Source organism: Streptomyces sp. TSRI0107, from assembly GCF_001905845.1.
Taxonomy (GTDB): Bacteria; Actinomycetota; Actinomycetes; order Streptomycetales; family Streptomycetaceae; genus Streptomyces.
In genome coordinates this window covers 575405-600807 of record NZ_LIVZ01000005.1, presented here as the reverse complement: position 1 = coordinate 600807, position 25403 = coordinate 575405, and the positions used below count along the sequence as shown (strand labels likewise).

At 71.5% G+C, this 25403-nt stretch carries 20 protein-coding genes; 7 read left to right on the top strand and 13 right to left on the bottom strand.

Annotated elements, in window-relative coordinates; translation table 11 throughout:
- Window positions 1-53: 53 nt before the first annotated feature.
- The 5 genes from AMK31_RS16425 to AMK31_RS16405 form a co-directional block, all read right to left on the bottom strand.
- On the bottom strand, window positions 54-353 hold the full coding sequence (locus AMK31_RS16425) for a WXG100 family type VII secretion target (RefSeq protein WP_073941259.1): 300 nt from the start codon (window positions 351-353) through the stop codon (window positions 54-56).
- A gap of 93 nt (window positions 354-446) precedes the next feature.
- Window positions 447-797 carry a WXG100 family type VII secretion target gene (locus tag AMK31_RS16420; RefSeq protein WP_073941258.1) on the bottom strand — a complete coding sequence of 117 codons (351 nt, stop codon included), beginning with the start codon at window positions 795-797 and terminating at the stop codon, window positions 447-449.
- A gap of 111 nt (window positions 798-908) precedes the next feature.
- The gene (locus AMK31_RS16415; RefSeq protein ID WP_385310807.1) at window positions 909-2162 is read right to left on the bottom strand and encodes a S8 family serine peptidase; all 1254 of its coding nucleotides are present in this window, start codon (window positions 2160-2162) and stop codon (window positions 909-911) included.
- 69 nt (window positions 2163-2231) lie between these two features.
- The gene (locus AMK31_RS39840; RefSeq protein ID WP_073941257.1) at window positions 2232-4007 is read right to left on the bottom strand and encodes a WXG100 family type VII secretion target; all 1776 of its coding nucleotides are present in this window, start codon (window positions 4005-4007) and stop codon (window positions 2232-2234) included.
- Window positions 4008-4009: 2 nt separating this feature from the next.
- On the bottom strand, window positions 4010-4435 hold the full coding sequence (locus tag AMK31_RS16405; RefSeq protein WP_073941256.1) for a DUF2563 family protein: 426 nt from the start codon (window positions 4433-4435) through the stop codon (window positions 4010-4012).
- Between the two features lie 469 nt (window positions 4436-4904).
- Here AMK31_RS16405 and AMK31_RS16400 point away from each other — a divergent pair, with 469 nt between their 5' ends.
- From AMK31_RS16400 to AMK31_RS16385, 4 genes are all read left to right on the top strand, one after another.
- Window positions 4905-5426 (top strand): hypothetical protein, encoded by a 522-nt coding sequence (locus AMK31_RS16400; protein WP_073941255.1) that lies wholly within the window; start codon window positions 4905-4907, stop codon window positions 5424-5426.
- A gap of 126 nt (window positions 5427-5552) precedes the next feature.
- The gene (locus AMK31_RS16395; RefSeq protein ID WP_073941254.1) at window positions 5553-7868 is read left to right on the top strand and encodes a hypothetical protein; all 2316 of its coding nucleotides are present in this window, start codon (window positions 5553-5555) and stop codon (window positions 7866-7868) included.
- Between the two features lie 63 nt (window positions 7869-7931).
- Window positions 7932-8450 carry a hypothetical protein gene (locus tag AMK31_RS16390; protein WP_079186843.1) on the top strand — a complete coding sequence of 173 codons (519 nt, stop codon included), beginning with the start codon at window positions 7932-7934 and terminating at the stop codon, window positions 8448-8450.
- Window positions 8447-9145, top strand: a complete 699-nt coding sequence (locus tag AMK31_RS16385; RefSeq protein WP_143204239.1) for a hypothetical protein — start codon at window positions 8447-8449, stop codon at window positions 9143-9145. Before AMK31_RS16390 ends, AMK31_RS16385 begins: the two co-directional genes overlap by 4 nt.
- Before the next feature lie 4 nt (window positions 9146-9149).
- Here AMK31_RS16385 and AMK31_RS16380 read toward each other — a convergent pair whose 3' ends face one another.
- From AMK31_RS16380 to eccB, 3 genes are read right to left on the bottom strand one after another with little or no spacing between them, the layout of a single operon-like run.
- Window positions 9150-9746 carry a hypothetical protein gene (locus AMK31_RS16380; protein ID WP_073941251.1) on the bottom strand — a complete coding sequence of 199 codons (597 nt, stop codon included), beginning with the start codon at window positions 9744-9746 and terminating at the stop codon, window positions 9150-9152.
- A complete protein-coding gene (mycP, locus tag AMK31_RS16375; RefSeq protein WP_107468632.1) occupies window positions 9746-10996 on the bottom strand; it encodes a type VII secretion-associated serine protease mycosin in 1251 nt (416 codons plus the stop codon). Before mycP ends, AMK31_RS16380 begins: the two co-directional genes overlap by 1 nt.
- Window positions 10997-11042: 46 nt before the next feature.
- Complete coding sequence (gene eccB / locus AMK31_RS16370; RefSeq protein WP_073941250.1) at window positions 11043-12569, bottom strand: type VII secretion protein EccB; 1527 nt, start codon at window positions 12567-12569, stop codon at window positions 11043-11045.
- A 207-nt stretch (window positions 12570-12776) separates the two neighbouring features.
- Between eccB and eccE the strand changes: the two genes are divergently transcribed.
- The 3 genes from eccE to AMK31_RS16355 all read left to right on the top strand — a co-directional run bounded on the left by eccE (window position 12777) and on the right by AMK31_RS16355 (window position 18398).
- Window positions 12777-14105, top strand: coding sequence for a type VII secretion protein EccE (gene eccE / locus AMK31_RS16365; protein ID WP_073941249.1), 1329 nt, complete (start codon window positions 12777-12779; stop codon window positions 14103-14105).
- Entirely contained in the window at window positions 14105-14896 is a 792-nt protein-coding gene (locus tag AMK31_RS16360) for a hypothetical protein (RefSeq protein WP_073941248.1), read from the top strand. Before eccE ends, AMK31_RS16360 begins: the two co-directional genes overlap by 1 nt.
- Before the next feature lie 241 nt (window positions 14897-15137).
- Complete coding sequence (locus tag AMK31_RS16355; protein WP_073941247.1) at window positions 15138-18398, top strand: SCO5717 family growth-regulating ATPase; 3261 nt, start codon at window positions 15138-15140, stop codon at window positions 18396-18398.
- A gap of 81 nt (window positions 18399-18479) precedes the next feature.
- On the opposite strand, the gene AMK31_RS16350 is transcribed toward AMK31_RS16355, so the two are convergent.
- From AMK31_RS16350 to AMK31_RS16330, 5 genes are all read right to left on the bottom strand, one after another.
- Window positions 18480-19433 carry a bifunctional riboflavin kinase/FAD synthetase gene (locus AMK31_RS16350; RefSeq protein WP_073941246.1) on the bottom strand — a complete coding sequence of 318 codons (954 nt, stop codon included), beginning with the start codon at window positions 19431-19433 and terminating at the stop codon, window positions 18480-18482.
- A gap of 203 nt (window positions 19434-19636) precedes the next feature.
- Complete coding sequence (locus tag AMK31_RS16345) at window positions 19637-23065, bottom strand: hypothetical protein (RefSeq protein ID WP_073941296.1); 3429 nt, start codon at window positions 23063-23065, stop codon at window positions 19637-19639.
- A 530-nt stretch (window positions 23066-23595) separates the two neighbouring features.
- On the bottom strand, window positions 23596-24501 hold the full coding sequence (gene truB, locus AMK31_RS16340; protein ID WP_073941245.1) for a tRNA pseudouridine(55) synthase TruB: 906 nt from the start codon (window positions 24499-24501) through the stop codon (window positions 23596-23598).
- Window positions 24498-24944 (bottom strand): 30S ribosome-binding factor RbfA, encoded by a 447-nt coding sequence (gene rbfA / locus AMK31_RS16335; RefSeq protein WP_073941244.1) that lies wholly within the window; start codon window positions 24942-24944, stop codon window positions 24498-24500. The genes truB and rbfA overlap by 4 nt, the downstream gene beginning before the upstream one ends.
- Window positions 24945-24992: 48 nt before the next feature.
- Window positions 24993-25286, bottom strand: a complete 294-nt coding sequence (locus tag AMK31_RS16330) for a DUF503 domain-containing protein (RefSeq protein ID WP_073941243.1) — start codon at window positions 25284-25286, stop codon at window positions 24993-24995.
- Window positions 25287-25403 lie beyond the last annotated feature (117 nt).

Genomic DNA, 25403 nt, shown 5'->3' with positions numbered 1-25403 from the left:
GGCGCCTCCCGCGCGCGCCCACCCTGTGATCGTCCTGCGAACCAGCCGTCCTCTTACAGGAAGTAGCTGGCGGCCTTCTTGTCGCCTTCCATGTACGTACCACCGGACTGGCCGACGACGTGGCCGATGCCCGTCAGCGCCTGGTGGATGTCGTTGGCCTCCTTGTCCCAGCGGGCCAGCTTGTCGCCGAAGGAGCCCTGGGCCTGACCCGCCCAGTACTGCTTGCTGCTCTCGACCAGCTTGCGGAGCTCCGCCAGGTCCTGCTCCAGCGCCTTGGCCTCGTTGCCGATGTTGGTGGCCGCGAAGTCCAGCGCGTCATAAGAGACGGAAAGCCCGTCACCGTTGAGGCTCATGCCTGCCTACCTTGTCTCGCTCGTGTGCGGTGGATGATGTGGGTGAACCGTCGTGCTAGATGTCCTGAACCGAACGACCTCGGTTCAGGCCGCTCACATCGAGTTGAAAGCAGACGGCTGAACGGTGGGGGCACCGTCCTGGAGGTTGATCCGGTTGACCGCCGCGCGGACCTCGTCTTCCTTGCTGTCCTTGATGTTGCGCGTCGTGGTCATGGCCTCCATGACCTCACCGAGGATGTTGCCGATCTTGACCAGAGACTCGTTGATCTCGTACTGCTTCTTGTCGAACTCAGCACGACCGATACCCTGCCACTGGCCGCCCTCAAGGCTGTCGATGACGCCCTGAAGGTTGTGCACCCGCTTGCGGATGGCCTCGTACTTCTCGTACATCTGCTTCTGCAGCTTGACTACTGCTGCATCTTCGAGCTTCTGGTCCATAGCCATGGCCAGCCTTCCCTTCGTCTGTCTGTCTTCGGGTCGAATTGGTTCAGATGGCGAGGCCGCACCCAGTCGCCCACGCTCGCGTGGCCACTCGGCTCGGACCGCTGGTTCAGATCACCTGGCGCGCCGCGCCCGCAGCACGGCCGCACCGGCTCCACCGATCACGATCACCGCTGCCGCGCCGCCCAGCGCGATCCACAGGGTGTTGTTGTCGTCGGTGGCCGACTTCGTGTTCGATCCTGCCGCCGATGTGCCGCCGGTTGAAGACTTTTCCGGGGCCTGTGACGCGCCTGATGCAGAAGCGGAGGGCTCGGACGAGGCGTCGTCCCCACTGCCTGTGTTGTCAGTGTTGCTCGCGTCCCGTGCCCCCGCCTTGGCGAGCACGTCACCCTTGTTCACCTTCGCCAAGGGGTCGACGTCCGGCGCGCCGGCGTCGTAGTTGGGGTCCGCCAGGACGACTCGCGGACGGATCAGTCCGTAGCCCGCGTACATGCTCGGATCGTCCTTGGGCCAGCCGCGGCCGGCGGTGTCGAGCAGGGCACGGGTGACCTGGTTGACGGTCCAGTCCGGGTGGGCGGACCAGATGAGGGCGGCGGAGGCGGAGACGAGAGCGGTGGCCTGGCTGGTTCCGGATTTCTCACAGTACGACTTGAAGTTCCCGTCGCACCAGGTGGGAACCCCCTCACCGGGCGCTACCAGGTCGGAGAAGCCGTGTGACGACTTCTCCGAAAACTTCGTCACCTCGTAGGAAGAGTCGACCGCGCCGACACCGAGTACGTAGGGGTGTATGGCGGGCGCGTCGGGAAAGCCGTCGTTACCGACGGCTGCGACGAGCAACTTTCCCTTTGAAGCAGCGTAATTGACCGCGGCCTTGTCCTCGTCGCTGAACATGCCGCCGATGGAGATGTTAATGATCTTGGCGTCGCTATCCGCTGCCGCCCTGAGGGCTTGGTGTGTCTGGGGCGCCCTCTTGATGTCCTCGTTCGCCTGACCATCGGTCGCCACCCGGAAAGGGATGATCTTTGCCCCAGGCGCCAACCCTTGGATGCCGCCTCCGTCACCCGTACCTGCGATCAGCTCCGCCATGCTCGTTCCATGGCCAGTGTCGTCGACGGTCACTTTGTACGACACCGACTTGGGAACCTCGTCGACCAGCACCTGCCCCTTCAGCGACGGCGTGTTCGCGTTCACCCCGCTGTCGATGACGGCGACCTTGACACCCTCGCCCGTGCTGACCTTCCACATCTGCTCGGTCTTCATCGGATCCAGGTACCACTGCAGCGACTTGGCGTCGGCGGCAGCGGCGTTCGGCGCCAGCCCCACGCCCACGGCAGCCAGGGTGCCGACGATCGCGCCCACAGCACGCACCCGCCTGCCGCACCATGTCCCGAGGAGCGTCGTCCCTGACTTCATGGCGTTGTCAATCCTCGCTAGCACTCAGTTGACGACCGGCGGCACATCGCGCCGGGGCTTGTTGGGCAGGTGCGTCTCTTCGTCCTCGACCACATAGTCGGGACGCTCCGACCCCTGCGTCTCGTTCTCCTCGCCAGGCTTGCCCTTACCAGGCCGCCGGACGAGTCCCGCGCCACCGCGCGTCATGCCGTTGCGCTCCGCTTGAACAGCGGAGTTACGCCCTGCCGGGTTGGCTGTCACAGGCTTGGTCCCTCCCGTGGCACCGCCACGAGAAGCACCACCGGCGCCGGCACCAGGCCTTACGCCGGCCTGAGGCGCGCCGAAGACGCCACGCTGTCCGGCACCGCCAGTCGACGGCCGGGCACCAGCGGTCGGACCCGCACCGATCACCGTGCCGCGAGGGACTTTCGGCCCGCCCTTCGCCGACGCGCCACCCGTGGTCGCGGGGCGTCCGCCGACCACTCCGTTCGCCCGCCCGGCACCAGTGGCCGGACCGGTGTTCGCCCGCGGTGCGGCCGTGCCGCCGGGGCGGGGAGTGCCTCCGTGCACGCCCGACTGCCCCATCGGGAACGGCTTGGAACCGGGACCGGTTCCCTTGGCAACCGGCTGGCCCGTCGCCGTGGGACGACCCATCTGGTTGGCACCGGGACCGGTGGTGCGCCCATTGGCCGGGTTGGTCAAACCGGGCTGAGTACGCCCCTGGGCGGTGATAGGAGTACGCGGCCCGCTCGTCCCACCCGTGGTCTTGCCGTTGGCCCTGCCCGGGACAGTGGGCGCGTAGTTGTCGAAGGTGCCGGGCTGTCCGCCCGTCGCAGGCGGCGTTCCGGTGACCGGAGGCATGTTCCCGGTGGGCTGCGTCGTCGTGGTCGGCGGCAGAGTGCCGACGCTGTCGATGGTGGTACCGACAGCGTCGTCGGGGTACGTGACCGTCCCCCTGTCGGAGGTGCGGGGAACCTGTGTGTCGGTTACGCCGTCCACACCGGAGCGGCCCTGCGACTCCGTCGGCGCGTGGTAGGTGGCCGCATCACCCCTCGCACCACCGGCCGCTGCACCGGCTGCCCCCGGTCCACTGTATGTGCGTTCGGGCTGCGGCACCCCCATACCCGGCAACGACCCGAACGTCGGGGGCTTCTCCTGCAATGCCGAGAGCTGCTGGCTGGAGACCGCGTAGTAAGACGCCAACCGGTTCATCTGGTTGATCGCCTCTTGGCGGTCCTTCTCCACCTTGACGGCAGCGTCGTACTCGTCCTTCTTCTCAGTCTTCTCGGCCTCGGTGAACTTATCGGGTCGCTTCAGGTTCCGCGGGTCACGCTTCGGCATCGCCGCTCGCACCGAGGCCAGCCCCACCGCGGCGGCAGAGAGCTGGTCTCCCGCCTTTCCAGCGAACTCGCTCACTCCATCCGCGCTCTTGACGAGTGCAGCGCCGTAATCATCGAAGGCGCTGCCGCCCTGGCCCTCCCATGTGATCTTGTCGATGCGACCTCTGAGCTCATCCGCTGCCGCCTTGATGGCGTCGCGCGCGTCCCACAGCGCCTTGCCGGACGACTCCAGGTCCTCGGGGTTCGTCTGCTCGACCAGGTCGACCATCTCGTTGAGGTCGAGATCCTTCGCACCGAAGTCCGTGCTACCGAAGACGGCCTTGCCCGGAGCGGTGGACCCCACCACCGCTCGCAGGGAGTCGTTCACAAACCCGGTGAGGAACCCGTCGCCCTTCGAGTGCTCGACGTTCCGGGCAATGTCGGCGAAGTTGTTCTGGTTGGAGGCACGCTCCACGTCCTGCTTGTGCTGCTCGTCGGTCATCGTCAGAGCCCCATCTCGGACTTATCCTTGCGGGCGTGCTGGCCCCTCTTGTCGTCCTGCATCGATTCGAGCTCCCAGCGAATCTCCTGGAACCGCCGACGCTGGTCGTCCTCGAGCTTGTCGTAGCCGTTGGCCGCGCCCTTGACGCCGATGCTGATCGCCTCGATGTGCAGGTGCAGCGTCTTGGACAAGGTGGTGAGCTGCTCGTGGACGCTGTTGTACTGGGCGTACAGACTCTGCGCTTCAGGGAAGAGGTCGGCCCGCCCGCTGCTCAGCGACGACGCCCTGATCGTCTGGGCTCCCACCTTCGTCGGGTTGCCGGCCGATTCCTCCAGGTCCCGGAGTACCGCGTCCACGCGGTCGACGAAGTCCTTCAGCAGCTTGCTGCTGACCTCCAGGTCCTTCCTGCTGGCGTCCGCTGGAAGCACGACGCTCCTCCCCGTTTCCCCGTGACAACCATCGGCCCCGATCAGATCTGGACCGACCACTCGCTCGCCGTACGATCGCAAAGCGAGCCGCGTCAGACAACGCGTTTACCACTCTAGTCAACCTGCACAACGGGTCCAACCGTGGTGTGTCTTAACTCAGTTACGAGTCTCGTGTACACGCCACCGTTTGACCTATTTGCCGCTTTGCCGCGACGTCGGCCGCCCTGCTGCGAGGCCGCCTCTGCGATCTTCGCAACACCTACACAGGTTTCGCAGCCCCCTTGTGCCACCGCATCCGCCCTCCCGCCCCCCTCGAACCTTCACCGCGGACATAGCGCACACATCAGACCTCCCCCCGGCCCCCCCGCTACCAGGTTGCTAGGTTGGCTTTCAACTACAGCACCGGAACCAAGTCATCCAACCGGCACGAGCTCCGGGAGCCGAGCAGTACGGGGGAAGGGGTCCACCCATGGCATGGGACGAGTGGGAGCAGCTCAAGAGTCAGGCTGCGGAGCAGCAGTCCACGCAGATGCAGTTGAACCAGCTCGACCCGGGCGACGGTTCGCCGGGTACGGCGGGAGGGCCGTCGTCGTACGGCGATCTGAAGGTCGCGAACGCTTCGCTGACGAAGATCAGCAAATCCGCGCACTCCCTGTACAACGCGCTGTGGGACAAGGCCCGCGTCTCCGTCCCCAGCAGTGACTCCGCGGCCAGTGACCTGTCGAAGCAGGGCTTCGCGCTCGGGGCGGGGCTGCAGCACGTGTCGAACCGGTGGGAGGAGCAGCTCCGGTCCCTCATGGACGCGTGCGCGCAGATCACGAACCATCTGCAGGTCACGAAGAAGATCCACGCCGGCGACGACAACTTCATCGTGCGCCAGATGAGCAGCATCGACACCCTGGACGCCGGCTTCGACGAGCGCGTCGGGCAGCCCGGCGAGAAGAACCCCGTGTACGGGGAGAAGAAGGACGAGAAGAAGAAGGACGAGTAGCGGCGGCGGGGGGGGACGCCGGTGTGTTTCGCGGCGTCCCGCCCGGAGCCCGGCACGCAGCTCACCGACTCACTCAGCCACTGCTCGACACTTCTGCACTTCCGGAACTTCTGGGGATAGAGACCGATGGACCTCGAAACTCTGCGCGACGCCAACTTCAAGCTGCTCGACGACGCCGTCACGGACTGGTCGACGCTGGTCAAGCATCTGGAGACGCTGAAGAAGGACGCCGAGGACGAACTGCACCAGGCCGCGAACAAGGCGGACTGGGCCGGTGTGAACGCACAGGTGTCGAAGGAGTTCATCGGCAAGACGGCCGGTGAGTTCAGCGACGCGCACACGCAGGCGACGACGATCCACAAGATCCTCGAGGACACGCGGACCGAGCTGAAGGGCTACCACCAGGAGCTCGTCGACGCGATAGACGGCGGCCGGAAGAACAACCTGACGGTCATCGGCTACGAGGGCGGCTTCACCGTCACCACGAACGTGCCGCCGGAGGGCCGGGCGCAGCAGGACAAGGACAAGCAGTCCGAGATCACCGCGCTTCGCGACCAGTTGCAGAAGATCCTCGACAAGGCGACCGAGAGCGACAACTCGGCCAAGACCGTCCTGCAGGCCATCGCCGACCAGAGCAAGCTCGGCTTCTCGGACGCCTCGTACAAGGACCGGGACAGCGCCGCCGAGGCCGTCAAGCAGGCCGACGAGCTGGCGAAGCTGGCGCGGAAGGACCCCAAGGACCTCAGCCCCGAGGAGTTCGACCGGATCCTCAACGGGCTCAACAAGTACGGCAACGACGATCTGTTCGCCGAGCGGTTCGCGACAACGCTCGGCCCGCAGAAGACGCTGGAGTTCTGGACCGGCGTCAACGATCCGCACCGGGGCAACTACGAGCTCGGGCAGGAGCGGCTGGACAAGTTCGACGATCTGCAGCGCAGCCTGGGCACGACGCTCGCCAACGCCACGCAGAGCGACTCGGTCGCGATGACCGAGTGGAAGCGCACGATGGTCGACATCGGCGACAAGCCGATCTACGGCAACAACGGCGGCGGCCCCATGGGCTTCCAGGTCATGAGCAACCTGATGCGGACCGGGGACTACGACGACCAGTTCCTGAAGGACTACGGCAACAAGCTCATGGCCACCGAGCGCAAGCTCACCGGCAACGGCGAGCACGAGAACAGGGCGTGGCAGCACATGGGCATGGACCCCTGGCTGAACCGCATCGGCGAGGACAGCGGCTCCGACCCGTTCACCGGATACCTGAAGGGCCTGTCCAACAGCCCCGACGCCGCGACGGACTTCTTCAACCAGGAGTTCATCAACAAGGACGACAAGGACAACCCGTTCGAGCGGGACACCGACGGCAACGGCAAGAACGGCAAGGTCACGCTCTCCAACTTCCAGTACCTCTTCGAGGAGCGGGAGTGGCCGAAGGAGACCAACCTCAAGGGCGACGATCTCCGTACCGGCGAGAACAACCTGGCCCTGGCGCTGGAGGCGGCCACCACGGGTCACCCCGCGGGCGAGATGCCGACCATCGACACGCCGGCCCACAGCGCCGACCAGGCCAAGCTCATGGAGAGCCTGGTCGCGTCGATCGCGGACGATCCGGAGCGGCTCACCGGCCGGGGGTTCATGACCGACAGCGTCGGACAGATCACGTCCGAATACCTGCCGGACATCAACCGGTCCATGACCGATGTCGAGCGGGACCCGGAGTCGGACAAGTGGCGGGAGGTGGAGAAGCTGTATCCCGTCGCCGGTTCGGAGGCCAAGCTGGATCACGCGTCGGTGAGCAAGCTGCTCTTCGCCGTCGGCCAGAACCCGGAGGGGTACGCCGCCGTCGAGGTCGGCCAGAAGGCGTACATGGGCAAGCTGATGGACTACCACCTGAACCCGGACCTGCCGGAAGCCCAGCGGCTCTCCGAGGACGAGGAGCTGGTCATCCGGCAGATCGCCGGCCGGTCCGGCGAGGTGTCCGGCACGCTCGCGCTGGGCGCGCAGGAGTACATCGGCAAGGAGGCCTCGGACAAGGACAAGGAGTACGAGCACGCCGTCGCCCAGAAGAAGAACATCATCTCCGGCACGGTCGGCACCGTGGTCGGCGTCGGTACGTCCTTCGTCGCCACCCCGTGGGTCGGAGCGGCGGTCGGCGGCGCGGCCGGCACGGTCACCAGCACCGTCCTGGAGTCGGTGTTCAAGGACGCCGAGGGGCACGCCATGGACCAGGCGCAGCAGACCGGCGGCGAGTACTGGCAGGAAGGCCTGACGCGGAACCTGACCATCACGGAGGACGCCGCCCGGACCGCGGCGGACAAGTACCACACGATGGACACCGGCGACGCCGGCATCACCGCCCGTGAGGCGGCACGCCAGGGCTACATCAACGCACGCGCCATCGTGGACGGACAGGCGCCCGGTAGCATCGCCGCCTTCTGATCGTCCCGGCCCGACGAAGGGGATCTTGTGAGTGTTCGCCCTACGCCGTCGCGACAGCGAGGCATGGTTGTCGTACCGGCGATCGCCGTCCTTGTCGCCGCGCTCTCAGGGTGTGGCGGTGACGAGTCCGGACGCGACTACGCGGTCCCGGAGGAACTGTGCGGAGTCGCCGTCGACGCCGGTGACCTCGGCCCGTTCCTCCCTGACGGCCAGAAGGTCACCGTGCGGGACAGGTCCGGCGGGGGCACGAAGGTGTGCGAGGTCGTCGTGGACGACACGCTGGCTCTGCGGGCCACGCAGGCGTGGGTGGAGGAGGGGAAGACCACCGCGTACTTCGCCTCCGGTCAGACGCTCAAGGCCCCTCGGGAGTCGGCGGAGGGCGACCGTTTCCGGTACTCGGGGAACGAGGCGTTCGGGAAGACGAAGGGCTGCGTGGACGAGCAGCACGGCCAGGAGCTGTACACGGCGGTTCAGGCCCAGGGCTCGGACCACGAGGACGCCGACGCGATGAAGCGGCTGATCACCGCCTACACGAGTGAGGTCGAGGGCTCGGCCTCGTGCGAGGCGGAGGGCTCGGAATGAGAGAGCTCCGTCGAGGAGCGGGCCGTCTGCGCCGACACGCTGTGGCGTCCTGCGCGGCCCTCGCGCTCCTGGCCGGCTGCGGCAGTGCGGACGGCAGCGGCAGTGCAGACGGCGGCGGCGGCGCCGCGGAAGACGCCGGCCCGCTCAGTGCCCGGCAGGCCGAGGCCACGCTGCCCGGCGCGAAGGCCGCCCCTGGGTGGAAGGTCACCGTGGAGCCCGTCGCGTACCCGCAGAAGAAGGCGCGGGAGCTGCGCGTGGCCAGGTGTTACGAAGGGCCCGAGGAGTGCTCGAAGCCCCGGGTCACCGGGGTGTCGGCGCTCGCGGGCGGCCGCGGCAGGCCCCGGCTCGACTTCGTGCTCATGGCGTACGAGGACGCGCAGGCCGCGCGGGCTTCGTACGAACCGGTGTGGAAGGCCTGGAGCGGACAGAGCGTCGAGCCCCGTGAGCTGGATCTCGGCAAGGTCGGGGACGAGAGCGATGCCGTGAGCGGCGTGAGTCCGTCGCTCGTGGACGGGGCGCGGACCGCGTTCGTCCAGGCGCGGGTCGGCAGCGTCATCATGGTGACGGTGGGGGAAGCCGGGGCCGGCGTCGAGTTGCCGAAGACGCTCGAGAAGTTCGCCACCCTCTTCGCCGAGCGCGCCGAACAGGCTCAGGGCGGGAAGAGCCCTTCCGTCACGCTGGACGACGTCGCCTGAGGGCTCAGCAGGCGCCCTCACGCGACGTCACGGCGAGCCGGTAGGCCAGCTGGGTCCAGGTGCCCTCGTCGAGGCCCGGCGGCGTGTAGTCGTCCTTCTTCGAGCGCACGCGCTCGATGTGGACGCAGAATTCCGCGTCGGCGCCGTTCGCGGAGACGCTGAAGTACGCGTCGGCGTCCGTGTTGCCGTCGGCCGGGTCGGCGTCGACACCGCTCTGGGGGGCGTCGCCGCCGCCGTTCTCGGCCACCTCGGTCTCGATACGCGTTTCGTGGTCGTCGGTGTGGACCACCGGTTCGCCGGACTCGTCGACCCGGTACAGGCTTCCGTCGAGCTCATACGCCGCCTGCTCCACCGCGCTCTTCAGCTCGTCGTCGCTCCACTTCGAGCCGTCCTCGACGCCGAGCCCCCGGGCGCCGACGACGACGCAGCCGATCGCGACACCGATCAGTGCGATGCGGGCGACGACGAACGCCGCGTCCGGGACCTCCGGCGCGGACGGGTTCAGGGACTCCCGCCAGGACCGCACCCGCCGCGCCTTCACGCAGGCCATGAGGATCAGCAGGGCCGCCAGGACGAAGAGGATGACGGAGAGCCACGTCATCACGCCGGGCCCCCGAGGCCTCGCCGCCGGCGCCGCGCGTCCCGTACCGCCACCGCCGTCCCGCTGAGCCCCGCGACCAGGACGAGGCCGCCGACCACGACGTACGTGCCGAGGCGGGTGTTGCGTTCCTCCGGTGTCTCGCCGAAGTGGACGGGGGCCACCGAGGGGGCCTCGGCGCCGACCAGGTTCTGCTCGGGGCTGGGGGACTCGACGGGGTTGGCCGGGTCGACGTCGGTGAGGGCCTTCACCGGGTCGACCACGCCCCAGCCGACGAGGATGTCGTGGCCGGGGATGGTGCGTTCCGCGGTCTGTTCGATCTGGGCGACGATCTGCTGGGCCGTCCACTTGGGGTACTTGGCCTTCAGCAGGGCGGCGACTCCGGCAACGTAGGGGGCCGAGAAGCTGGTGCCGTTGTCGGAGCAGTGGCCGTTGCCGGGGACGGTGGAGATCATGTCGACGCCGGGTGCGGCCACGCCCACGAACGTGCCGGACTGGGAGAAGGGGGCACGCTCGTTGTTGCGGTCCGAGGAGGCCACGGCGAGGACGCCCTTGTACGACGCGGGGTAGGTGACCTTGACGTTGCCGCCGAGCCCGTCGTTGCCGGCCGAGGCGACGACGACCACCTGCTTGCCGAGGGCGTAGTTCACCGCCTGTTCCAGTTTCTCGTCCGGTTTGACGGCGTTGGCCGTGTCCTGGGAGATGTTGATGACGTCCGCGCCCACGTCCACGGCGTGGCGGATGGAGTCGGCCAGGGTCAGTGCCGTGCCGTTGCCCTCCGCGTCGTTCTGCTTGATCGGGATGATCGTGGCCTCGGGAGCCAGGCCCACGAAGCCGGTTCCCTTGACGGGGCGGGCGGCGATGATGCCGGCCACCCGGGTGCCGTGGCCGACGGTGTCCGTCGTGCCGCTCGCGTTGCCGCGGTCGATCTCCTCGCCCTTCTTGTTCTTCTTGGGGAGGAAGTTCTTGCCCTTGGACGCGTCGACGGCCTTGGTGAGTTGGGGGTTCTTGACGTCGACGCCCGTGTCGATCACGGCGACCTGGACGCCCTCGCCCTTCGTCTGCGCCCACAGCTCGTCGAGGTTGACGCGTTGCAGCGACCAGGGACGGCCCTCGTACTTCTTCGAGGGGAAGGTGCACTGGCCGCTGTCGTCCGCCCGGGCCTCGGGGGCCGGGAGGGCGAGTTGGGTCGTCGCGGTGAGGGCCGTCGTGGCGAGCAGCGTCGCCACCAGCGAGCGGCTCCTGGGCCTCATGTCGCCTGCTTTCAGCATCGGTTCGCTCTCCTACGGACGCCCGCGGCTACGAGCCCTGCGGCTGCCGCGCCGCCGCCTCGGACAGGCGGGGGCCCGTGGGCAGGAACCTCGACCAGGCCACGGGGACGGGGGTCGGGTCGACCTTCTCGTAGCCGAGCCGGGTCTGGGCGATCTTGGCCTCGGTCAGCGCCTGCTCGCGCTGCTCCTTGGAGGTGCCGATGCCCTTGTCCTCGGTGGCGCTGTCGCTGTTGGACTGCAGGGCGTAGCGCAGGCCGGTGTCGGTGACCAGGAAGACGCTGCCCGCCTTGGTCTCGGTGCCCTGGAACTGGCGGTAGAGCTGTCCGGAGCCGGCGGTGACGTACGCGCTGGAGGAGCCGGTGGGCAGCTGCGCGGGGAAGTCGGTGCCGACCCAGGTGGACAGGGTGGTCGTGCCGTTCTTCGCGTCGACCGAGCGCAGGACGTTGCAGACCGTGTTGCGGCCGGTGGTGGCGCTGGTGCCGTTGTTGACGGTCTTCGGCTTGTACGTCGGCCACTTCTTCTCGCCGCGGAAGGTGGTGCTGTCGACCACCGCGCCGGGGCTGACCTGCTGCGCCTCACCGGTCTGGCCGACGGCGACGAGCTTGCCGCTGTTCAGCAGGAGGGTGGCGGTGAACTCGCTGATCCGGGCGACCTCGCCGGGAAGGACGACGTAGTACTGCATGCGCGTGCCGTCGTAGGCCTTGATGACCATGCCGACCTTGTCGTACTTCCCGAGGCTGTCGGAGGCGCCGGCCTCGGCGCCGGGCGTGCCGTCGATCGAGGGGATCGTCAGGGGGTCGCCCTTGTGCAGGGTGTCCAGCCAGTTCTGGGAGACGCGCTGCGGGGCGCGGCCCTGGGTGTCGAGGGCCTTGAGGAGTTCCTTGTCCTCGGGGTCGGCGAGCGGGTAGGCCCAGCCGCGGGAGTCGACGACGTACTGGGTCTCGCCGTCCGGGCCGACGACGTACATCAGATCGCCACCGGAAAGCTTGTTGCGGCCCTCCGTCTTGCCCCACTCCTTCTCGGCGAGGACGAACGCCGCCTTCTGGATGGCCCGGCCGCCGTCGCTGGGGCGTTCGCAGACCGCCCAGCGCTTGGCGGCCTCCGCCTCGCCGGTGGAGGGCAGCCGGTCGGGGGCGTACGGGATGCCGATGGTGGCGCCGTGCGGGGGCTTGCCGCTGTCGAGGACCTTCTCGTCGACCGTGATGATGCTGTTCTTGTCGGGCTTCAGCAGCAGTTTCGCGGAGGCCATGTTGAGCACCGGGTGCAGCTGCTTCTTGCCCTTCGTCTCCAGGACGACGTAACGCGTCGTCGAGTCGCTGGCGACGATGACGTGTTCGTTCGGGGTGTCCCAGCCCCTCGGGGCGGTGGGACTGAACAGGCCGATCGCGCCGAACACCGCCAGGATCACCACGCCTACGACCACACCGGGCCATACCGCGCTCAGCGGCTTCGGCGCGCCCTCCTCCGAACCCGACGGCGACGGCCGCAGGAACGAAGCGAGTGTGCGACGCTTCGCGAAGGTGTAGGCGTTGAGTTCATCGCGGCGTGATGCCATCTGTGTCCGCTCTCTCCCCGTTGCGGAGCCCTGGGGACGGTGATGGTCACCGTCGCCCGCCCGTGGTTGCCTCTGGTGCCTCGGTTGTCAGACCCGGCCCCTACTATGCCTGTTGCGTGGCCGTGCGTGTGTCATGGGTAGGGCGCTCAGGACTCGCAGGAGCGTGTGGACAAGGGTTTTCGGTAGAGATTCGGGGGTTTTGGAGTGATGGCTTCCGCACGGCGGACCCGGTCGCGATCGCAATCGAGGTCACGATCGGGCAGCGCCGGTCCGGCGGCGTCCCGCGGCGGTACCGCGGCATCGGGCTCCGTCACACCGCATCTGAGGGCACGTTCGGGGCGCGGAGGCTCGTTCGCCGTGCAGCGGCTGGTGCTGCTCGAACTGGCGGCCGCGCTCGTCGTCTGCGGCTGGGTGATCGGGACGTACGCGCTGATCCCGGCCGCCGTCGTGGCCGTGATCCTGGTGGTGCTCGCGCTGGTACGGCGCCGGGGGCGCTCCCTGCCCGAGTGGCTGGCCGGCGTGCAGGCCCTGCGCTCCCGCCGCCGCAAGGCCGCCAACACACCGGTGCCGCCGGGCACCGACTCGGGGCTGGCCCCCGCCGTCGAGTGCGACCCGAGCCTGCGCACCTACAGCTACAGCCGCGGCAACGACCGTGACCAGCGGCCCGTCGGCATGGTCGGCGACGGCGGCTTCCTCACCGCGGTCCTCCAGGTGGAGGCGGACTTCGGGGCACTGCGCGCGGAGCGCGGCCGCCGCCCGCTCCCCCTCGCCCTGGTCCGGGACGCACTGGACGTCGACGGAATCCACCTGGAATCCGCACAGATCGTGGTGCACACCCAGCCCGCGCCCGCGCCGCACCTGCCCCAGCAGTCGGTCGTCGTGACCAACTACACACAGCTCCAGGCGCAGACCGCCTCCCCGGCCGTCCGCATCATGTGGATCGCGCTGAAGCTGGACCCCGAGCTGTGCCCGGAGGCGGTGGCCGCCCGCGGCGGCGGGCTCGTCGGGGCGCAGAAGAGCCTGGTGCGGTCGGCGGAACATCTGGCGAGCCGGCTGACGGGTGCCGGGTTCCGGGTGAGCGTGCTCACCGAGGAGGAGGTGAGCGCCGCCATCGCCACCTCCGCCTGCGCCAACCCGATGGTGACCGCCCAGGCCGGGCAGAGCGAGGCGCCCCGGCGGCGGACCGAGGAGACCAGTCGCAGCTGGCGGTGCGACAACCGCAGACACACCACGTACTGGGTGCGCCGCTGGCCCTCGCTCGGCGGCTCCGGCACCGGTCTGCCGCAGCTGGTCGCGCAGTTGACCGCGGTGCCCGCGCTGGCGACGACGCTGAGCCTGACGCTGGCCCGGGGCGGACAGCAGGAGGTGTCCCTCACCGGGCATGTGCGGGTCACCGGACGCAGCAGCACCGAACTGGCCGCGTCCCGCCGCGAGTTGGAACGCGTGGCGCGGCAGGCGCGGACCGGACTCGCCCGCCTCGACCGGGAGCAACTGCCCGGAGTCCTGGCCACCCTGCCGCTCGGAGGTGCCCGCTGATGGCCGCCATGACGACACCGACCTCGCCCGCCAACTCCCCCGCGGCCCCGGCTCCGGACCAAAGCGCGCCGTCCCGCGGTCTCGCGGAGCGGCTGCGCACCGGCTTCGGGCTGCTCGGGCCCCGGCATCCGCGGCACACGCTGCCGGTCGACCAGCTCGACGCGCTGTCGCTGCCCATCGGTGACGACGGCGTCGTCGTCGGCGTCACCGCCGAGGGCCAGCCCGCCGTGCTCGGGGTGAACCGTCCCACGCCGTACGACGTGCTGCTGATCGGCGGTCTGTGGACGGCCCAGGTGCTCGCGCTGCGCGCCGCGGCGACGGGCGCGCGGGTCGCCGTCGAGACCGGCCGTGCCCAGCACTGGGCGCAGGTCGTGCAGGCGGTGGGCGGCGGCCAGTCCGGGATGACCGTGCACGACGTGGGCCGGGTGCCGCCGCTCGGCGCCTCGGCGGGCAGTCCGGTCCTGGTGATCCGGGACTGCGGTATGCGGCCGCCGCGCGGGCGCGTGGTGTCGGCGCCCTGGCAGTCGGTGCTCACCCTGCTGCCCTATCTCAGCCCGGTGGCACCCCGGTTGATGCGTCAGGCGCGGCTCATCGGAGTGCAGCGGGTGTCGCCCGACGAGGCGGCCGAGATCGGCCGGGTGATCGGCCTGCCCCGCGCCGAGTACGAACCGCTGCCGACCCTCGCCGACGGGGTGACCCTGTGGTGCACCGACGGTGACCGGCAGTACGTGATGACGCAGCCCACGGACGCCGAGATCGGTCTGCTGGGCGTGGCCCGCCGCATGGACTGACCGCGAACCGGCGGAGGTTCCGCCGACTTTGTGTCGGACGCACAGCGGAGGGGCGGACGCGCCTGCCGTGTCCGCCCCTTTCTTGATTAGGCTGGGGCGGGGCACGAAGCGAGGACCCAACAGGGTGACGCGCGATCCGGGGGTGACTCGGGGTGACCCAGGGGGACAGCCCACTGACTCGTACGACAGCAATGGTCGCCTCAGCACGCTATGAGGGTGCTCGACCACACCAGGAGGAACTGTGAGCAGCGATCGGGACGGGATGCGCGGGGGCTGGGCGACGCCCGGCGATGACCAGCCCGACGCGGAGACGGCCATCGAGACGACCGGCGAGTTCACCATCGACTACGCGCCGCCTGCCTGGTACACGCAGAACGCGTCGGGAAGCTCGAACGGGGCGGGAATTCCGGGCGGGTCGGGGGCCGGGGTTCCCGGGGGTTCGGGGGCCGCGATTCCCGCACAGCCCGCGCAGCCCGTACCGCCCGCGCAGCCCGCTCCTCCCGTGCCACCGGCTCCGTCCGTTCCGTCCGTTCCATCCGCTCCGCCCGTCGCGCCCACGAATCAGCCCGCGTTCGACCCGTCGGCTCAGCCGGCTGTGAACGCTCCGTTCACCACTCCCCCGCCCGCGCCGCCCGTCGGGAACCCGATGGCCGTGCCCAGGCTGCCCGAGGGCAGCGGGTTCGAGCCCCAGCAGCCGGTGCCGCCACAGCCGGAGGCACCCGCGCAGCCGACTCCCGTGGCAGCTCCGGTGAGTTCGGGGCAGGACGGTCCCGGGCAGGACGGTCCCGGGAACGGCGATCTGGAGAGCGGCGCCACCATGCGCTTCTCCGCGGCCGCGCTGAAGCGGGAGATCGAGGAGCGGGCGGCGGAGGCCGCGGCGGCGACGGCCGCGCAGCAGGGGACGACCGACGAGAGCGCGGCCGATGAGCCCGCCGTGGTGGCCGGTGAGGGCCCTGCCGTCGCCGGTGAGGCGCCTGCCCACGACGGTGAATCCGCTGCCGGCGCCGGTGAGTCCGCTGCCGTCGACAGCGAAAGTGACGGCGCCGAGGGCGCTGACACGGACGCGGAAGCCCCGGTGGCGGAGTCCGACGACACCGTCGAGGGTACGGACGCTGAGACGGACCCAGACACGGACACGGACACGGACGCCGGTGCCCAGGCCTCGGCGGCCGAGCCGGACGAGGCTGGATCCGAAGAGGCCGGTCCCGAGGAGGCCCCGGCCGCCGCCCCGGAGGGTGCCGAGCCCGTCGCCGAAGAGCCCGAGGCCGAGGCGGCGGACACCGCCGAGCCCCAAGCGGCCGCTCCGGCCGAGCCTGCGCCCTCCGACCCGGCCCAGCAGCAGGCCCAGCAGGCCCCGCAGGCCCAGCCGTTCACGCAGGCTCCCCAGGACCCGCAGGCCGCGCCCGCCGCCTGGACTCCCCCGCCCGCGGCGCAGGGCGTGCCGCCCCTGCCGCCGTCGTACCAGCCCGCCGCCCCGGCCCCGGCCGCGCAGTGGCCGGCGCAGCCGCAGCCCCAGCCGCAACCGCAGCCCGAGCAGCAGGGCGGGGCGCCGGGCCAGCCGTACGTGCCCGCGCAGCAGCCCCCCTTCCAGCCGCAGGCCCCGCAGCCCGCGCCCGCCGCCTGGAACCAGCCGCCCGCCGCACCCATGCCCCCGGCACAGCCCGGCTACGGGTTCCCGCAGCCCGGCGTGCCCCAGGCCCAGGGTGGCTACGGCTTCCCGCAGCCCACGCCCGAAGGCCCCGGCACTCCGGCCCCCGCCCCTGCCGCCCCCACCGCCCAGGGTGGTTACGGCTTCCCCCAGCCCGGCGGTTACGGCTTCCCGCAGCCGCCCGCCCAGCAGGGCCAGCCCGGCGTGCCCCCGCAGGCGGCGCCGCAGCAGCCGCAGGCACCCGAGGCGCCCCAGGTGCCCGGCCAGCCCGGTCACCCCGCGGAGCCGCAGCCCGCGCAGGCCCCCCAGGACCAGCACGTACAGCCGGGCCAGCAACCGCCCGCCGTGCCGTCCCAGCCCCAGCCCCAGGCGCAACCCCCGTACGCCCAGCCCCCGGTCGACCCCCGCGCGGGCGCCGCGTGGCCGCAGCCCCTGCAGCACGACCAGCGGCAGCCCACCAACCCCGGTGCCGCGCCGCTGGGTTACACCGCGGCCGTGGAGCTGTCCTCCGACCGGCTGCTCAACAGCAGGAAGCAGAAGGCGAAGAGCAGCCGTCCCGCGGCCGGTGGCCGGTTCAAGCTGGGCGGGAAGAAGGAGGAGGCCGAGCGGCTGCGGAAGCTGGAGCTGATCCGCACGCCGGTGCTGTCCTGCTACCGCATCGCCGTCATCAGCCTCAAGGGCGGTGTGGGCAAGACGACCACGACCACCGCGCTCGGCTCCACGCTCGCCACCGAGCGGCAGGACAAGATCCTCGCGATCGACGCCAACCCGGACGCCGGTACGCTCGGGCGGCGGGTGCGCCGTGAGACCGGGGCCACCATCCGTGACCTCGTCCAGGCGATCCCGTACCTCAACTCGTACATGGACATCCGGCGGTTCACCTCGCAGGCCCCCTCGGGCCTGGAGATCATCGCCAACGACGTCGACCCGGCCGTCTCCACGACCTTCAACGACGAGGACTACCGGCGCGCGATCGACGTGCTGGGGCGGCAGTACCCGGTCATCCTCACCGACTCGGGCACGGGTCTGCTCTACAGCGCCATGCGCGGTGTGCTGGACCTCGCCGACCAGCTCATCATCATCTCCACCCCGTCGGTGGACGGTGCCAGCAGTGCGAGCACGACGCTCGACTGGCTGTCCGCGCACGGGTACGCGGACCTGGTGTCCCGTTCGATCACCGTCATCTCCGGTGTCCGTGAGACCGGCAAGATGATCAAGGTCGAGGACATCGTCACGCACTTCGAGACGCGCTGCCGGGGTGTCATCGTCGTGCCCTTCGACGAGCATCTGGCCGCCGGTGCGGAGGTCGACCTCGACATGATGCGGCCGAAGGTGCGGGAGGCGTACTTCAACCTCGCGGCCATGGTCGCCGAGGACTTCACCCGCCACCAGCAGGCGCACGGCCTCTGGACCAACGACGGCAACCCGCCGCCGGTCGCGGCCCCGCCGATGCCGGGCCAGCAGATGCCCGGCCAGCCGATGCCGGGTCAGCCCATGCCCGGACAGCAGATCCCCGGCCAGCCCTTCCCCGCACAGCCGATGCCCGGCCAGCCGACCCCGGGACAGCAGATCCCCGGCCAGCCCGGCGCATACCCGCAGCCCGGCCAGCAGCCGTACGCCCAGGGCCAGCCCTACGCCCAGCCGGGCCACCCGGGCCAGCCCGGTCAGCCGGGCCAGCCCGGTCAGCCCCAGCCCTACCCCCAGCCCGGCCAGCAGCCCTACCCCCCGCACGCCGCCCAGCCCGGCCAGCCCGCCCAGCAGCCGTACCCCCAGCAGCCCGGCTACGGCTACCCCCAGCAGGGCCAGCCGGGCCAGCCCGGTCAGCCCGGTCAGCCGGAAGCCCCGCAGCAGTAACAGCCCCCGACCATGACGAAGGCGGCCGGTGCCCCAAGGCACCGGCCGCCTTCACGTCGTACGAGAAGGAACCAGAAGGAACTACTCCGCGCCCTGCTCCGCCACCAGCTCCCGGCACCGCCGCACATCCTGTGCCATCTGCTCGAGCAGCGCGTCCAGCGTCTCGAACTTCGCCTGGCCGCGCACGAAGGCGAGGAAGTCGACGGCGACATGGAGGCCGTACAGATCGAGGCCCACGCGGTCGATGGCGTACGCCTCCACCGTGCGCTCGGTGCCGTCGAACTGCGGGTTGGTGCCGACGGAGATGGCGGCCGGCATGGCCTCGCCCTGGGCGTGCAGCCAGCCGGCGTAGACGCCGTCGGCGGGGATCGCGGTGTGCGGCAGCGTCTCGACGTTGGCCGTCGGGAAGCCGAGCTCGCGCCCGCGCTGGGCGCCGCGCACGACGACGCCCTCCACGCGGTGCGGCCGGCCGAGGATCTCGGCGGCGCCGGCCACGTCGCCCTCGGCGACGAGGCGCCGGGTGAGGGTGGAGGAGAACGGCTCGCCGCCGCCCGCCTCACCGGTGACGTACAGGTCGACGACCTCGACCTCGAAGTCGTAGATCTTGCCCTGCTCGGCGAGGAACTCGACGTTGCCCGCCGCCCGGTGGCCGAAGCGGAAGTTGGGGCCCTCGACGACCGCCTTGGCGTGCAGCTTGTCGACCAGGACCTTGACGACGAAGTCGGCCGCGGACAGCTTCGAGAACTCGGCGGTGAAGGGCAGCACGAGCACCGCGTCGACGCCCAGCTCCGCCATCAGCTCGCAGCGGCGGTGGTGCGGGGCGAGCAGCGGTGGGTGGCTGCCGGGGCGGACGACCTCGCTGGGGTGCGGGTCGAAGGTGACGACGACGGCGGGGACGCCCAGGTCGCGGGCGCGCTCCACGGCGTGCCGGATGATCAGCTGGTGTCCGCGGTGGACTCCGTCGTAGGAGCCGATGGTGACGACGCTGCGCCCCCAGTCCTGGGGGATGTCCTCCAAGCCACGCCAGCGCTGCACTGTGACCGCTCCTCGAACCCGTGTCTGACTCTTACGGATGCCTCTTATGCAGGTCTAAGGGTGCCATGCCGGGTGCTCGCCGCCCGCATCGGCATGGGAGCTGTGACCCGTCGCACCCAGGGAACGCCCGCCACGACCCCGGCGAACGCCCGCCACGACCCCGGCGAGCGCCCCGCGAACACCCGGTGAACCGCGGCCGGCGGTCACACGGGCACCCGCGCGTCCGCCAGATTCTCCAGCATCCGGCGGGTGCTGGGACCCACGACGGCGGCCCAGTCGCCGGGTGCGTCGGCCAGCCAGCCCGCCATCCGCGCGGCGAAACCCGGCACCTCACGGCCCAGGTCGACCAGGCTCCGGTCGAACCGGGTCGCCCCGGCGGGAGTGCGGACGAGGCGGAGACCTAGGTCGCGGACCGTGCCACGCAGCTCGTCCGGTTCGTCGGGGGCGTGCCGGACGGTCGCGTCCAGCAGCGCCTCCAGGACGTCGGGCTCCTGCTCGCGGGCCAGCAGGAAGGCGCGCAGCTCGCGGCGGAGGGGGCGGGAGGCGGGGGCGCCGGGCTCGGCCAGTACGGCGGCGAGGGCGGCGCGCACGGCGGTGGGGCCGCCGTCCAGCAGGCCGGTGAGCAGCGGGAACAGTGCGACGCGGGCGTCGGGCCCGTGGTCCAGGCGGCGGTGGGCGTACGCGGCGACGGGTTCGGCGAGGTCCGGGCGCAGGCCCACGGCCTCACGGACCAGGGCGGCGATCCGCAGGGCCAGGTCGGGGGCGGTGACGTCGGCGAGCGTACGCAGGACCTCGCCGATGTCCTCCGGGCGGCGCAGCCGGGCGCGGAAGGCGTCGAGGACCGGCTCGGGGTGGGTGGTCAGAGCGGTCGCGAGGGCGCTCGGCGGGAGCTGGGGGTCTCCGGCCACGAAGTGGTCGAGGGCGCGGGGCAGGTGGTGGGCGCGGGTGCGGGGGTCGCGGACGAGGAGCGCGAGCGCGCCGCCGTGCAGGTCGTGGTCGTCGGGGCGGGCGAGCAGGGCGAGGGCCGCGTAGCGCAGCAGCTCGCCGTCGGCGTCGCCGCGCAGGTGCGGGGCGACGCGCAGCCCGTACGTGATGGCGGCCGCCCGCCGCGCGGGCCGCTCGTCGTGCGCCCAGCGGTCCACGGCCCGGCAGACCGCCGACGGCTCCTCCTCGGCGAGGACGGCGAGGAGTTCGTGGGCGCGCGGGTGCCCGCAGTCGGCCAGGACTTCGGTGAGGTCGTCGAGCGACCGGTGCCGGTGGGTGTGCAGCAGCGCCTGCGCGGCCGCGGCCACGGTGGCGTGCGGGGTCGCGGGCAGCGGACGCTCGTCGTCGAACCAGCGGGTGAGGTGGGGCTGTACGGCGGTGGGTGCGGCCGTGAGGAGGCGGGCCACGGCGTCCAGGTGGCGCGGGGCCGGGGCCTGGTGCGGGGCGGGGTCGGCGAGGACGAGCCGGCGCAGCAGGTCGAGGCGTTCGGCGTCGGGCAGCCGCAGGGCGGTCCAGAAGCCGGGCCCGAACTCGTGAGGCACGGGGCGGTGCAGGCGGTGCCAGTCGACGATGCTGTCGGCGAGCGGGCGCAGCACGGCGAGGTACGGGGTGGCGTCGGGGACGCGTCGCAGCACCTCGGCGAGCAGGCGGGCGGCCCACCAGGAGCGCGGGTCGGCGTCCAGGGCGTGCGCCAGCTCCTTCAGATGGCGGGCGAGCCGGTCGGTGCCCTGCTGGCGGGCGACGCAGAGGAGGGACTGCACGACCGGGCCGACGCGGTGGTGCGGGACGGGCGGGGGGTGGGCGTGGCCGGTCGCGCGGGGGCGGTGGACCAGGGCGTGCAGCGCCTCGTCGAGGTCGAGGTGCATGCCCTGGATCCAGTCGGCGAACTCCTCGTGGGCGAAGCGGTAGCCGTCGCCCGCCGGGACGAGCAGCCCTTCGGTGAGGACGGCGGAGGCCCAGCCGGTGCCTCCGCCGAGCCGTGCGGGGGCGGGCCCCCGGGGGAAGACCGCCTCGAACGACGGGCGGTCCAGTTCGCCCTGGCCGGGTCCGAGGCTGCGGCGGGCGGCCTCGTGGACCTGGCCGCAGACCCGGGCCGCGAGGCGCCGTACGGCGGTGCCGCGCAGGCCGTTCTCGGCGGCCAGCCGGACGGCGACGCGCAGGCACATCAGGTCCAGGTGGGCGGCGAAGACGTCGTTGCGGTCGAGCGGTGCGCCGGCGGCCGCGTCGGGGACGGCGGCGCGGATCTCGGCGAGCAGGCGGAGGGTGAGGGGGTGGCGGGCGTCGGGGCCGGCGAGGGCGGTGTCGGGGATGCCGTGACGGGCGCGGGCCTCCCTGGCCTCGGCGGGGGTGAGGTCACCGAGGGGCAGGCAGGGCGGCAGTCCGTCCGGGGGTGACTCGCCGGACTCGCCGGCCGTGGGGGCGTGCAGCGTCTCCGCCGGGAAAGCGGCGCCCGCCGTCTCCCAGTACTCCGGGCGGCAGGCCACCACCAGCCGCGTCCCCGTCTCGCGCAGCCAGGCCGCCGTGCCCTCGGTCCAGGCGGGGAGCCGGTCGGCGAGGGCGGGCGGCATCTCCTCGGGCCCGTCGAGAAGCAGCAGCAGGGGACGGCCCGCCGTGCGGGCGACCCGGGCGAGGCGTTCGGGGCCGGCGTCGACCGGGGCGGCGGGCGCGGAGGGGCCGGACCCGGCGACGATGCGGGCGGCGCGGTCCAGGGCGCGCCGGGCGGCGTCGGCGACCGAGGTGTCGTCGTCGCGCAGGTCGGCGCCGCGCAGCCACAGCGTGGGCGCCGGTGCCGCGTCGCGGTGGCGGCGGGCGGCGAGCGCCGCGAGTTCCGTCGTACGGCCGCTGCCCGGCGCTCCGACGAGGGCGAGCACCGCGGCCGGGCCGTGGGTGAACGCGGCGAACTCGGCGGCGGCGGCCGCCCGTTCGACCGGCTCGGCCCGTTCCGGCCGCGCCGCCCCGGTCCCGGACGTGCCGCCGTCCAGTGCCCCGGGCGGGCCGTCCTGCCCGACGGAGGTGGCGGTCAGCTCCAGGACCCCCGCGAGGTTCAGATCGGCGCCGTACGCGGGGACGGTGGCCGCGTTGCGGGCCAGCAGGTCGGCCAGCGGGCCGTCGGCGGCGGGACGCAGGGACACGGCGAAGCCGGACTCGCGGTCGCCGGACCTCAGGGCCGTGCCGAGGAGGGCGACGACGGCCCCGGTGCCGGTGTCCACGACCGGTCCCCCGGCGGCCCCGCCGCCCAGCCGCAGCGCGTCGCGGCCCGCGGTGCCGATGGCCAGTTCCAGGGCGTCCTCGAGCTGGTGGTGGCGGCCGGTCGAGGTGTAGGTGACGCCGGTGGCGCCGAGCACCCGTGCCTCGCGCCAGCAGCCGGCGGCGACGCGGACGTACGTGCCGGTGTCGATGCGTTCCCGCACGGTGAGCGGGAGCGGGTCCACGCCCAGTCCCTCGGCGCGTACGAGTGCCAGGCCCCGCTCGGGCAGCGGGGTCACCGCGTCGGCGGTCACCACCCGTCCGCGCGTCCGGTCGGCGGTGCGCAGCACGAGCCGGGGCAGGCCGTCGACGGCTTCGTGGCTGGTGAGCAGCGTGCCGTGGTGGTCGGCCGCGATCCCGATGCCGCGCAGACGCCCGGCGAGGTCGTGGATACGGACCAGGGCGTGGTCCCAGGCGGGAGGCGGGGGCGGAGGCGGGGGCGGTGGGACGGCGGCCGCGCGCACCACGGACCCGTGGTCGTCGCGCACCGCGTAAGCGTGGTCTTCCCTCGGATGCGAGCTTGCATCCGCACCCCGATCCCGCCTCGGATGCGAGCTCGGATCCAGACCCCGATCCGGCCTCGGATCCGGACTCCGGTCCGGCCTCGGGTCCGGAATCGGATCGGGCCTGAGATCCGGTCCCGGATCCGGTCCGCCCCGCCGGCCCCGTGCCGCCATGGTCGAACCTCCCGCCGTACGCGTGCTTTGCGTCCGACGGTAGGGGCGTGATGATCAGCGGGACAGATCGCGAGGTGAACGCGCCCCCTTCCGCTCCCCCGGTTCACTCCGAGCGCCTGCCCGGGCGGGTGAACCTACGGGGACCAGTGGATACACCCTAGGGGTGGGGGAACCGAGGGGGGACCGTGGAGCGGCGGCCGTGCCACACCCCGTGACCGCCGCCGCTCCACGGGCAGCCCGCCCGCTCGGTGCGGTCAGCCGAAGACGGCGAGGCTCTTCGCCTTGCCCCGCTGCTCCTCGACCAGTGCCAGGAAGCGGCCCTCGGGGTCGAAGACGGCCACCGCGCCGGCGCCCGCGTACTCGTCGGGGATCTCCAGCCGGACACCGTTGGTGAGCAGCCGCGCCCGCTTGGCGTCCACGTCCCAGCGGGGGAACGCGGCCGTGGCGGCCTCGGCGATCGGCATCACCGTCAGCTCCTGCTGGAGCTGGTCCAGCGTCTTCGCGGAGTCCAGCTTGTACGGCCCGACCCGCGTCCGGCGCAGCGCCGTGAGGTGGCCGCCGACGCCGAGGTCGGCGCCGAGGTCACGGGCCAGGGCGCGGATGTAGGTGCCGGAGGAGCAGACCACCGACACCACCAGGTCGAGCACGGGCGTGCCGTCGTCGGCGACGGCGTCCCGGACGTCGTACACCGCGAACGACGACACGGTCACCGGGCGGGCCGGGATGTCGAAGTCCTCGCCCTCGCGGGCCCGCTTGTAGGAGCGCACGCCGTTGATCTTGATGGCGCTGACCTTGGACGGCACCTGCATGATGTCGCCGGTCAGCTTGGCGATGCCGGTGTCGATGGCGTCGCGGGTGACCTTGGACGCGTCGGTGGTGGCGGTGACCTCGCCCTCGGCGTCGTCCGTGACCGTGGTCTGGCCCAGGCGGATGGTGCCCAGGTACTCCTTCTCGGTCAGGGCGAGATGCCCGAGGAGCTTGGTGGCCCGCTCCACGCCGAGGACGAGGACGCCCGTCGCCATGGGGTCGAGGGTTCCGGCGTGTCCGACGCGCCGGGTCTTCGCGATGCCGCGCATCTTGGCGACGACGTCGTGCGAAGTGAAGCCCGACGGCTTGTCGACGATGACCAGGCCGTCGGGCGGGGTGGGCTTGCGGTTCATTCGGCGATGTCGTCCTCGTCCTCGCCCGGCTTGCGGTAGGGGTCCGCCTCACCGGCGTACTGGGCGCCGGAGGCGGACTCGCGCACCTTCGCGTCGGAGGCGCGCGCCTTGTCGAGCAGGTCCTCGATGGTCCGGGCGGTGTCGGGGAGGGCGTCGGCGACGAAGGTGAGGGTCGGGGTGAACTTCACCCCGGCCGCCCGGCCGACCTCGGAGCGCAGGATGCCCTTGGCGCTCTCCAGACCGGCCGCGGCGGCCTTCCGCTCCTCCTCGTCCCCGTACACGGTGTAGAAGACGGTCGCCTCCCGCAGATCGCCCGTCACCCGGGTGTCCGTGATGGTGACGTGCGAGCCGAGCCGCGGGTCCTTGATCCCGCGCTGCAGCTTCTGGGCCACCACCTCTCGGATGAGGTCCGCCAGCCTCTTAGCCCGCGCGTTGTCGGCCACTGGTCCGTCTCCCGTTCTTTCTCTTCTTACGTTCTCGGGCTGGGTTCGTCAGTCGTCTTCGCCGTGGAAGCGCCGGCGTACCGACAGCAGCTCCACCTCGGGACGGCCGGCGACCAGCCGTTCGCACCGGTCCAGTACGTCGGTCAGGTGCCCCGCGTCGCCGGACACCATGGCGAGGCCGATGACGGCCCGCCGGTGCAGATCCATGTGGTCCACCTCGGCCGCGCTCACCGCGTACTTCCGCTGGAGTTCGGCGACGATCGGGCGGACGACGGAGCGCTTCTCCTTCAGCGACCGTACGTCACCGAGGAGGAGGTCGAAGGACAGCGTCCCCACATACATGTATGTAACCGGTTCACCCGCCGGTACGGGATCGATGGCCCTGCCGTTCGGGCAGGGACATCAAGAACGGTACCGCGCGGCCGCTTCCGGCTCGACCGGGTTTCGCCGGGGCTGCGC